Source organism: Teichococcus aerofrigidensis, from assembly GCF_054073225.1.
Window position 1 is genome coordinate 1 of sequence record NZ_JBSXMU010000151.1, and the last position, 6812, is coordinate 6812.

Consider the following 6812-nt stretch of genomic DNA (forward strand, 5'->3'; position numbering starts at 1 on the left):
TGTCCTGGCCGGCGGGCGAGGGCGGGGGTTGCGCCGGGGGCGCCGGCGCGGCGGAGCGGCGGCACGGAGCGAGCGTCCGGGGGCGCGCGAGGGCGGCGCCCCCGGCCGGTCGTCTTCTGGCCGCCTCAGCAGGCTGCAGCGATCAGCGGCTGACGGTATCCCGCGCCGCGTCCTTGACCTTGCCGGCGGCGCTCTGCGCCTTGCCCTCGGCCTTGTCGGCCTTGCCTTCGATCTCGGTCGAGGTGCTGCCGGTCACCTTGCCGGCGGCTTCCTTGATGGCGCCCTTGGCCTGCTTGGCGGCGCCCTCGATGCGATCCTTGTCGACCATGGCTTTCCTGCTTTCATTGTCGGCGCGGCAGAATTGCCGCCCGGCCACTCATCATGGTGGCTCTGACAGGGAAACGGCCGGGGCCTTGCATTGGTTGCGACAGCGCTTCCCGCAACACGGGAGGCCCGGGGGAGCGGCAGGCAGGAAGCGCCGGTGCCGCGACGAGGGTCGGTCAGCCGCCGCTGGGCAGCCGGCCCCGCAGGATGGCACGGGCGCGCTCCAGGTCCTCGGGCGTATCGACGCCAAGCGGCACCTCGGCCACCTCCATCGCGTCGATCCGCATCCCCGCCTCCAGGGCGCGGAGCTGCTCCAGCTTCTCGCGCTGCTCCAGGGTGGACGGCGGCAGCCGGACGAAGCGCGCCAGCGCCTCGCGCCGCCAGGCATAGAGGCCGATATGGTGGTAGAGCGGCCCCTCGCCCCAGGGTGCCTGGGCGCGGGTGAAATAGAGCGCGCGGAAGCGTCCCGCCCCGAGCGGCGTGCCCACCATCTTGACCACGCTGGACGCCTCGCGCTCCTCCTGGCGCAGGATCGGCGCGACAGCGGTGCCGATGGCCACCTCCGGGTCCGAGAGCGGCTGCGCGGCGGCGCGGATGGTGGCGGGGGCCACGGTCGGCAGGTCACCCTGCACGTTGATCACGGCATCGAAGCGATGCTCGGCGTCGATCCGGTTCAGCGCCTCGAAGACCCGGTCGGAGCCGGAGGGATGGTCCGGCGCGGTGAGCACCGCCTGCCCGCCGGCGGCTCGCACGGCCTCGGCGATGGCCGGCGTGTCGGTGGCGATCCAGACCGGGGCGACATCGGCCTCGACGGCGCGGCGCCAGACGGCGACGATCATCGGCTCGCCATGCAGATCGGCCAGCGGCTTGTTGGGCAGGCGCGTCGCCGCCAGCCGCGAGGGGATCAGGACGACGGGGTTCACGCCGACGCCTCCGCCTGTTGCGCCTTGCTCAGCCGGTCGAGCGCGATCAGCTGGGCCAGCAGCGGTTCGAACGCGGCAAGCGGCACCATGTTCGGGCCGTCCGAGGGGGCGCGGTCCGGGTCCTGGTGGGTCTCGATGAACAGCCCGGCCACGCCCACCGCCACGGCGGCGCGCGCGAGGACGGGGACGAACTCCCGCTGCCCGCCGGAGGAACCGCCCTGGCCGCCCGGCTGCTGCACCGAATGGGTGGCGTCGAAGATCACCGGCGCGCCGGTGCGGGCCATGACCGGCAGGCCACGGAAGTCGGAGACCAGCGTGTTGTAGCCGAAGCTGGTGCCGCGATCGGTCAGCAGCACATTCGGATTGCCCGCGCCGGTCAGCTTCTCGACCACATGGGCCATGTCCCAGGGCGCCAGGAACTGCCCCTTCTTGACATTGACGGCCCGGCCGGTGGCGGCGGCGGCCAGCAGCAGGTCGGTCTGGCGGCAGAGGAAGGCCGGGATCTGCAGGATGTCCACCACCTCGGCCACCGGCGCGCAGTGCTCGCGCTCGTGCACGTCGGTCAGCACGGGCAGGCCGAGGCTCTCGCGGATCTCGGCGAAGACCGGCAGGGCGGCCGCCATCCCCATGCCGCGCGCGGCGCTGGCGCTGGTGCGGTTCGCCTTGTCGAAGGAGGTCTTGTAGACGAGGCCGATGCCGAGCCGGGCCGCGATCTCCCTCAGCGCCTGCGCCGTCTCGAGCGCGTGCTGGCGGCTCTCCATCTGGCAGGGGCCGGCGATGACGGCCACGGGCAGGTGGTTGCCGAAGCGGACGGCGCCGACCTCGACGATGGGATTGGGGGGGAGCATGACGCGGCCTCCGGAAACACGGCGAGGCCGGGCGCGCGCCCACCCTCGCCCGATAGATCAGCGCTTACTTAACCGCCGGGGCCGGCGCGGGCCAGCCGCCGCCGCCCGGGGCCGTTCGTTCAGTGCCGCTCGTAGAGCAGCCGGGCGCGCAGCGTGCCGGGGATCTCGCGCAGCGCCGCCAGCACCGCCTCGGGCTCCAGCACCTGCTCCGCATCGACCACGACATAGCCGATCTCGGGATCGGTCTGCAGATACTGGGCGCTGATGTTCAGGCTGAAGCGGCTGAACACCTCGTTCATCGCCGCCAGCACGCCGGGGGCGTTGCGGTGGACATGCATGAAGCGGGTGCCGGAGGGCCGCGCCGGCAGCGTCACCTCGGGGAAGTTGACCGCGCCCAGCGTGGCGCCGGTGTCCGAATAGTCGGAGAGCTTGCGCGCCGTCTCCTCGCCGATGCGATCCTGCGCCTCCTCGGTGCTGCCGCCGATATGCGGCGTCAGGATGACGTTGGGCAGGCCCTGCAGCGGGGAGGAGAAGCGCTCGCCATTGCGCTTCGGCTCCTCGGGGAAGACATCGGCGGCGGCGCCGAGCAGATGGCCGGTGCGCAGCGCATCGGCCACCGCCTGCAGATCCACCACCCTGCCGCGGGCATTGTTGATCAGGATGGCGCCGGGCCGCATGGCGGCGACCTCCGCGGCGCCGATCATCCCCTCGGTGGCGGGGGTCTCGGGGACATGGAGGCTGACCACATCGGCGGCGCCGAGCAGGTCGGTCAGGCTGGCGGCGGCGACGGCATTGCCGTGCGGCAGCTTGGGCACGGTGTCGAAATAGACCACGCGCATGCCCAGCGCCTCGGCCATGACCGAGAGCTGGCTGCCGATATTGCCGTAGCCGACGATGCCGAGCGTCTTGCCGCGCACCTCGCGGCTGTTCGCCGCCGACTTGTCCCAGCCGCCCTCATGCGCGCTGCGGGAGCGGTCGGGGATGCGTCGCAGCAGCATGATGATCTCGCCCATCACCAGCTCCGCCACGCTGCGGGTGTTGGAGAAGGGGGCGTTGAAGACCGGGATGCCGAGGTTCTTGGCGGCGCCGAGATCGACCTGGTTGGTGCCGATGCAGAAGCAGCCGACGGCGATCAGCCGGTCCGCCGCCTCCAGCACCTCGCGCGTGAGCTGGGTGCGGGAGCGGATGCCGAGGAGATGGACGCCCTGCAGCGCCTGCTTCAGCGCCTCGCCTTCCAGGGCCTTCGACTCGCGCTGGACATTGGTGTAGCCGGCGGCGGCCAGCAGCGAGAGGGCGGTATCCGCCACCCCTTCCAGCAACAGGATCCGGATGCGGTCCTTCGGCAGCGAGATCCGCTGGTTCGAGAGTTGCGGCGGCAGGGAGTTCGGCATGGCGCGCTGGATCTTCGACATGGGCGGGTTCAATGCCCCGGCGACGGGCTTTCGAGAAGTGCGAAACGCTCGGACGAGGCCCGCGTCGGCGGTCAGGCCCGTGGGGGGCGCTTCGCCCCGTCCAGAAACATGGGGTGCGGGGAGCCATGCGGAAGACGGGCGGCTCGGGGGCGGATTCGCCTTGTGGCGCCGGCCGCCCCGGCCCATGTCCCGGTCTCATGCTCCGCCATCCGAAGAAGCGGGGAACGAATGGAGATTCCGACATGGCTGTCGAAATGATGGAACTGCCGCCGGCCGGGCGCCGGCGGGTGATGATGGATGCGCTGGGCGAGATCGCCCGGGGCGAACTGATCGAGCGCCTGCGGCTGGACGCGGCGGCGCGCATCCTGGACACCGCCCGCCGGGCGCGGGCCCTGGGCGGGCAGGACATGCCGCCGCCGGAGGCCCTGGCCGGCTGGGATGCGGAGGCCGTGACCGCGCGCGAGCACGCCGAGTCCCTCTCGCCCGTCAGGCTGGACGGCCTGCTGCGGGAGGCCCCGCGCTGGGCCGCGGCCCAGCTGCGCGCGACGGCGGCCCGGCCCCTGGCCGCCTGAGACGCTCCCGGACCGGGATCAGGGCCGCCGCCGGCCGAGATCCCAGGGGGCGCGATGGGCCTCCTCCAGGGCCTCGGCCCGGCTGAGCCCGATGTCCTTGAGCATCCGCGCGTCCATCTCGGCCAGCTGCTGGCGGGTCTCGATGGCGTGCAGGGCGCGGCGGAGGAAGGCCCTCCATCCGGCGGCGGCCGGGCGGGCGGAGACCCGTGCGGCCAGAGCGCGAGGGGTGGCGCAGTTCGAGGGCGGGGGAGGGCTGAGATAGGCGGACATGGCCTGTGGCCTTTCCTCTCAGGGTGGCGGATGCCATCAGGATGGATGCGCCGCCGACATAAGAAAAACGAATTGTTTTGACGAAGGGCATCAGCATCGTTGATGCTGATCCCATGCTTGCCCTCCCGCCAGGCCTGGACCCCGACCTGCTGCGCTCCTTCGTGCTGATCGCCGAGGGCGCGAGCGTGACCCGTGCCGCGCAGCGCGTGGGGCGAACCCAGTCCGCCGTCTCGATGCAGATGCGCCGGCTCGAGGAGATGCTCGGCCAGCCGCTGCTGGTGCGGGGCGCGCGCGGCTTCTCCCTGACGCCGCACGGCGCCTGGCTGCTGGACCGCGCCCGCCCCTAGCTCAGCATGCATGACGAGATGCTGGCCAATTTCCGCACGCCCGAGATCGCCGGGCTGATCCGCCTGGGCACGCCGGACGACTATGTCCTGCTGTGGCTGCCCGAGATTCTGGCCCGCTTCGCCGAGGCGCATCCGGCGGTGGAGCTGGAGGTGATCTGCGCGCCCTCCAACGAGCTTCTGGAGCGGATGGAGCGTGGCGAGCTCGACCTCAGCCTCTACTCGGCCGGCAATGAGCGCGAGCCGCGCGCCGGCCTCACGCTCTGGCGCGGTCCGCTGCAATGGGTGGGTTCGGTGGCGCATGCGGTGCACCGCCAGCGGCCGCTGAAGCTGTCGCTGGCGCAGCCCAGCTGCGTCTGGCGCACCGCGGCGACGACGGCGCTCGACGCCGCCGGGGTGCCCTGGCGCCTCACCTACAGTTCCAGCGCGCAGATGGGCACCCATGCCGTGGTCCTGGCGGGGCTCGCCATCACGGTCGGGCTGGCGGCCCCCCTGCCGCCGGGGCTGAGGATGCTCGATGCCGCGGACGGGCTGCCGGCGCTGCCGGAATTCGAGATCGCCCTGGCCCGGGCCTCGGAGAGTTCCTCGGCGCGGGCCCTGGAGCGCCACATCGTGGAGGGCTTCCGCCACGAGCCCGGTGGGCTGCCAAACGGCGCTTGATGACAGCGGCGGGGCAGTGCTCTCCTTCACTTGAAGGGGAGAGGGAGCCTGCATCGGGTGTCCGGCCGCGACGAGGGTCCAGCGGACCTGATCGCGGGCCGCGGCCGGTACGGAGCCGTTCTCTCCTTTCGTCCAAGAAAGAAGACCGCCGACGGGCCTGCCCCGGCGGCGAATGAGAGAGGATGAGACGGGAATGTTCATCAAGCGCCGAGGCCTGCTGGCGGCGGGCACGGGGTTGCTGGCGATGCCGGGGGTCCTGCGGGCCGAGACCGGCTGGCCGGACAAGACCATCCGCCTGATCGTCGCCTGGCCCCCGGGGGGCAGCACCGATACGGTCGCGCGGATCTTCCAGCCGCGGTTGCAGGAGATCCTGGGACGGCCCGTGGTCATCGAGAACCGCGGTGGCGCCTCCGGCGCCATCGGGGCCGGCGAGGCGGCGCGGGCCGAGCCGGACGGCTATACCTGGTTGCTGGCCTATGACACCCAGGCCACCAACGAGAGCGTGATGCGGCTGCCCTTCCGCACCATGGAGGCCTTCACGCCGGTCAGCCTGGTGGCGACGGGGCCGCTGGCCCTCGTGGCGCATCAGAGCACCCCCTTCCGCAGCTACGCCGACATCGTCAAGGCGGCCAAAGCGGCCCCGAACACGCTGAACTTCGCCACCAGCGGCGTCGGCGGCCTGGCGCATGTGGCGACCACCCTGCTGCAACAGCAGGGGGACTTCCGCATGGTGCATGTCCCCTATCGCGGGGGCGGGCCGGCGACGCAGGATGCCGTGGCGGGCCACGTGCCGCTGTTCATGTCCAACGTGGTGGTGATCAACCAGCACATCCGCTCCGGCGTGCTGCGCCCCATTGGCGTCACGACTCGGGGCGAGACGCGCCACGTGCCGGGCGTGCAAAGCTTCGCGCAACAAGGGGTGGGAGACTTCGAGGCGCCGACCTGGTGGGCCTTCCTCGGGCGCGCCGGCACGCCCAAGCCGATCGTGGACAAGATGCAGGCGGCGCTGGCCAGGACCCTCGCCGAGCCGGCCGTCCGGCAGAAGATCGAGGAGCAGGGCGCCGACGTGAAGGCCACGGGGCCGGAGGAATGCGGCCGCTTCCTGGAAGGCGAGATCGCCAAGTGGGGCAAGGTGATCCGGGAGAACGACATCCGCGCCGACAGCTGAGGCGCATGGGGAGGGCCGCCACGCCGCGGCCCTCGTTCCGGAAGAGGAATGGTGAAAAAAGGGGTTTGACGGGATGCGGGATGCCCCGTAAAAGCCCGTCCACGCCGCCGGTTGGCGCTGCTGAACGGCGAACGGACTTCGATTGGCTGATGATAGAGGGGTTGACGGGTGGCCGAAGGGCTCCTAGATACGCCTTCCTCTGCTGAGCGGAGAGGCTACGGGCTTCGGCCCAAACCGTTGATTTAAAATCGCATCGGGTTTTCTGGAAGTAGAGATATTTGGATTGATGGC

9 protein-coding genes are annotated in these 6812 nt (G+C 71.5%); 4 read left to right on the forward strand and 5 right to left on the reverse strand.

Annotated elements, in window-relative coordinates:
• Positions 1-142: 142 nt before the first annotated feature.
• From ACVMLK_RS18975 to serA, 4 genes are all read right to left on the reverse strand, one after another.
• Positions 143-328 (reverse strand): CsbD family protein, encoded by a 186-nt coding sequence (locus ACVMLK_RS18975; protein WP_198368020.1) that lies wholly within the window; start codon positions 326-328, stop codon positions 143-145.
• 172 nt (positions 329-500) lie between these two features.
• Positions 501-1247, reverse strand: a complete 747-nt coding sequence (locus tag ACVMLK_RS18980) for a 3-deoxy-manno-octulosonate cytidylyltransferase (RefSeq protein ID WP_198368019.1) — start codon at positions 1245-1247, stop codon at positions 501-503.
• Positions 1244-2095, reverse strand: coding sequence for a 3-deoxy-8-phosphooctulonate synthase (gene kdsA / locus ACVMLK_RS18985; protein ID WP_198368018.1), 852 nt, complete (start codon positions 2093-2095; stop codon positions 1244-1246). The genes ACVMLK_RS18980 and kdsA overlap by 4 nt, the downstream gene beginning before the upstream one ends.
• Positions 2096-2214: 119 nt before the next feature.
• Complete coding sequence (serA, locus tag ACVMLK_RS18990; protein WP_457487291.1) at positions 2215-3507, reverse strand: phosphoglycerate dehydrogenase; 1293 nt, start codon at positions 3505-3507, stop codon at positions 2215-2217.
• Between the two features lie 242 nt (positions 3508-3749).
• On the opposite strand from serA, the gene ACVMLK_RS18995 reads away from it, so the two are divergent.
• A complete protein-coding gene (locus ACVMLK_RS18995; RefSeq protein WP_457487292.1) occupies positions 3750-4079 on the forward strand; it encodes a hypothetical protein in 330 nt (109 codons plus the stop codon).
• Between the two features lie 18 nt (positions 4080-4097).
• Here the strand turns inward: ACVMLK_RS18995 and ACVMLK_RS19000 are convergent, their stop codons facing one another.
• On the reverse strand, positions 4098-4349 hold the full coding sequence (locus tag ACVMLK_RS19000) for a DUF1127 domain-containing protein (RefSeq protein WP_198368016.1): 252 nt from the start codon (positions 4347-4349) through the stop codon (positions 4098-4100).
• A gap of 113 nt (positions 4350-4462) precedes the next feature.
• Between ACVMLK_RS19000 and ACVMLK_RS19005 the strand changes: the two genes are divergently transcribed.
• From ACVMLK_RS19005 to ACVMLK_RS19015, 3 genes are all read left to right on the forward strand, one after another.
• Positions 4463-4696 (forward strand): LysR family transcriptional regulator, encoded by a 234-nt coding sequence (locus ACVMLK_RS19005; RefSeq protein ID WP_457487293.1) that lies wholly within the window; start codon positions 4463-4465, stop codon positions 4694-4696.
• A gap of 6 nt (positions 4697-4702) precedes the next feature.
• A complete protein-coding gene (locus ACVMLK_RS19010) occupies positions 4703-5353 on the forward strand; it encodes a LysR substrate-binding domain-containing protein (RefSeq protein ID WP_457487294.1) in 651 nt (216 codons plus the stop codon).
• 193 nt (positions 5354-5546) lie between these two features.
• Complete coding sequence (locus ACVMLK_RS19015; RefSeq protein ID WP_422921951.1) at positions 5547-6521, forward strand: tripartite tricarboxylate transporter substrate-binding protein; 975 nt, start codon at positions 5547-5549, stop codon at positions 6519-6521.
• The last annotated feature ends 291 nt before the right edge of the window (positions 6522-6812 follow it).

What these genes read in the sequence shown, in the direction of transcription:
- ACVMLK_RS18975 (WP_198368020.1), bottom strand. Translation starts at nt 328, where the DNA reads ATGGTCGACAAGGATCGCATCGAGGGCGCCGCCAAGCAGGCCAAGGGC.
- kdsA (WP_198368018.1), bottom strand. Translation starts at nt 2,095, where the DNA reads ATGCTCCCCCCCAATCCCATCGTCGAGGTCGGCGCCGTCCGCTTCGGC.
- serA (WP_457487291.1), bottom strand. Translation starts at nt 3,507, where the DNA reads ATGTCGAAGATCCAGCGCGCCATGCCGAACTCCCTGCCGCCGCAACTC.
- ACVMLK_RS18995 (WP_457487292.1), top strand. Translation starts at nt 3,750, where the DNA reads ATGGCTGTCGAAATGATGGAACTGCCGCCGGCCGGGCGCCGGCGGGTG.
- ACVMLK_RS19000 (WP_198368016.1), bottom strand. Translation starts at nt 4,349, where the DNA reads ATGTCCGCCTATCTCAGCCCTCCCCCGCCCTCGAACTGCGCCACCCCT.
- ACVMLK_RS19005 (WP_457487293.1), top strand. Translation starts at nt 4,463, where the DNA reads ATGCTTGCCCTCCCGCCAGGCCTGGACCCCGACCTGCTGCGCTCCTTC.
- ACVMLK_RS19010 (WP_457487294.1), top strand. Translation starts at nt 4,703, where the DNA reads ATGCATGACGAGATGCTGGCCAATTTCCGCACGCCCGAGATCGCCGGG.
- ACVMLK_RS19015 (WP_422921951.1), top strand. Translation starts at nt 5,547, where the DNA reads ATGTTCATCAAGCGCCGAGGCCTGCTGGCGGCGGGCACGGGGTTGCTG.